The sequence below is a fragment of the Pseudomonadota bacterium genome (assembly GCA_039024915.1).
GTDB lineage: Bacteria > Pseudomonadota > Alphaproteobacteria > Rhizobiales > MH13 > MH13.
This window is the reverse complement of sequence record JBCCPK010000028.1, coordinates 1-2,446: the sequence shown is the minus strand read 5'-3', so window position 1 is coordinate 2,446 and position 2,446 is coordinate 1. Positions and strand designations below refer to the sequence as shown.

Sequence of the window (2,446 nt, the reverse complement as noted above, 5' to 3'; positions counted from 1 at the left end):
GCCGCGACGCGCCGCTTTCATCCAATACGCACATCAAAAACCGATGGACGGGATCGCAATTAGGCCGCACGTTCACACCGTGCGAGACGGTCGCTACCGAATGAGCGTCTTTGAAGGGATAGACTGGGGTGAGCTTTACGATCTTGAGGGAGACCCAGGGGAGTTCGATAACCTGTGGGACGACCCGGGGATGGTCGCTGTGAAAGCGCAGCTCATGGAGCAATTGGCACGGTCGGAGATGGCTCATGTAGACCAAGCGCCCATGCCAACCGGGCGCGCGTGAGATCAGGAAACGCCTCACAATCATAGCGAGGGAGGAAACCTAGCCATGACACCAGATGGAGAATTCTACCAACGCGACCGGAACTTACATCCTCCCGCCTACACGCCGGACTATAAGACATCAGTAGCTCGATCTCCCAGTTACGCGTTGATCTCACTACAAAATTCGGTCGGCGAAATCACCGGCCCAGTCTTTGGACACGACGATATCGATCCTATCGATAAGGATCTGCTCAGCAATTATGCCAGACCGGGCGAGAGCCCAATTGGGGAACGCATCATCCTGCACGGTCATGTATTCGACGAAAACGGCCGCGCCGTCCCGAACACATTGGTAGAGGCATGGCAGGCAAATGCTGGCGGCCGCTATAGGCACAAGAAGGACACGTACCTCGCGCCAATTGACCCGAACTTCGGCGGGTGCGGTCGCACAATTACAGATGAGGATGGCTACTATTACTTTCGGACGGTGAAGCCAGGAGCCTATCCATGGCGAAACCATGTGAACAATTGGCGCCCAGCGCATATCCACATTTCTGTCTTTGGCGAGGCGTTCGCGCAGCGGCTCATCACGCAGTGCTATTTTGAGGGCGACCCCCTCATCCCGATCTGCCCCATCGTGCAGACCATCCCGGATCAGGAGGCAATAGACCAGCTTACCGCCAAACTCGATATGAACTCCTCCATTCCGCTCGACACCATTGCCTATAAATTCGACATCGTGCTTCGAGGTCGGCGCTCAACGCTCTTCGAAAATCGGTTAGAGGGAAACTGAGCCATGGCGCAGCACCTAAATTACCTTCGAGAAAGTGCGTCCCAAACTGCTGGCCCTTATGTCCATATCGGGCTTGCTCCGGGGGCCGCGGGTTTCGATATCTATAAACATGAGCTTGGCCAGGATATTGCCGGGGATGCGGCGCTGGGCGAGCGCATCCGGGTGGAAGGCCTTGTCATCGACGGCACCGGCAGCCCGGTCAAAGATGTTTTGCTCGAAGTGTGGCAAGCCAATTCAGCCGGGCATTACGCGCACCCACGGGGTGGCGGTGAGGTCGAAGAAGGCTTCCGTGGTTGGGGCCGCGTCATCACCAATTTTGAGACCGGCGAGTGGGGTTTCGACACAGTCAAACCGGGTAAAACCCGAGGCCGAAACGTCGGCATGCAAGCCCCGCACATCAATTTCTGGCTGGTCGCCCGCGGTATCAACATCGGCCTAAATACGCGGATGTACTTTGACGACGAGGAAGAGGCTAACGGCAAAGACCCAGTGCTCAACCTGATCGAGTGGCAGGTTCGCCGACCCACGCTCGTGGCAAAGCGATCCGAGCGTGATGGCATCCCAGTCTACCGCTTTGACATCCGCCTACAGGGCGAAAACGAAACCGTATTTTTCGATATCTAACGACTGCTTCGGGCGGTGGTCTCTCCGCCTCACAGCACTCACACTTTGAGGAAAAGCCACTGTGCCAAGCCCCTGTATCATCTGCGTTGCCATCACCGGCTCGCTGCCGAGCAAAGCCGACAATCCGGCTGTTCCCATTACGGTCAGCGAGCAGATTGAGAGCACGCAGGAGGCATTTGAGGCGGGAGCGACGATCGCGCATTGCCATGTTCGCAACGCGGATGAGACACCCACGTCTGACCCAGAGAAATTCGCGGCATTGAAAGAGGGTCTGGAAAAGCACTGCCCCGGCATCATCGTGCAACTGTCTACAGGAGGGCGATCAGGCGCAGGTCGTGAGCGTGGCGGTATGCTCTCTCTCGGACCTGACATGGCGTCGCTCTCGGTCGGCTCAAACAACTTTCCCACGCGGGTTTATGAGAACGCGCCTGATCTCGTGGAGTGGCTGGCTGCGGAGATGGTCAAATACGACGTGAAGCCGGAGATTGAAGCTTTCGATCTCAGCCACATTCTGCAAGCCAAAAAGATGAAGGATGCCGGTCAGCTCAAAGGCACCCCATACGTCCAGTTCGTCATGGGAGTGAAGAATGCCATGCCCGCGGACCGAGACGTCTTCGACTTCTACATCCAGACGGTTCAGCGCCTCTTTGGGGGGGATGCGCCCTGGTGCGCGGCGGGCATTGGACCCAATCAGATCGTTCTAAACGACTGGGCGATTTCTTCTGGAGGGCATGCGCGGACAGGGCTTGAAGACAACGTGCGCCT

Annotated in this window: 4 protein-coding genes; all 4 read left to right on the top strand. The window is 57.2% G+C overall.

What is annotated here, in order from left to right; genetic code table 11:
- Positions 1–283: sulfatase/phosphatase domain-containing protein (locus AAF739_18070; protein ID MEM6384575.1), on the top strand; the 283-nt coding region annotated here is incomplete at its 5' end.
- Positions 284–328: 45 nt separating this feature from the next.
- Complete coding sequence (gene pcaH / locus AAF739_18065; protein MEM6384574.1) at positions 329–1,057, top strand: protocatechuate 3,4-dioxygenase subunit beta; 729 nt, start codon at positions 329–331, stop codon at positions 1,055–1,057.
- 3 nt (positions 1,058–1,060) lie between these two features.
- Positions 1,061–1,681 carry a protocatechuate 3,4-dioxygenase subunit alpha gene (gene pcaG / locus AAF739_18060; GenBank protein MEM6384573.1) on the top strand — a complete coding sequence of 207 codons (621 nt, stop codon included), beginning with the start codon at positions 1,061–1,063 and terminating at the stop codon, positions 1,679–1,681.
- A 61-nt stretch (positions 1,682–1,742) separates the two neighbouring features.
- Positions 1,743–2,446, top strand: a 704-nt coding sequence (locus AAF739_18055) for a 3-keto-5-aminohexanoate cleavage protein (GenBank protein ID MEM6384572.1), incomplete at its 3' end; no start/stop codon positions are given.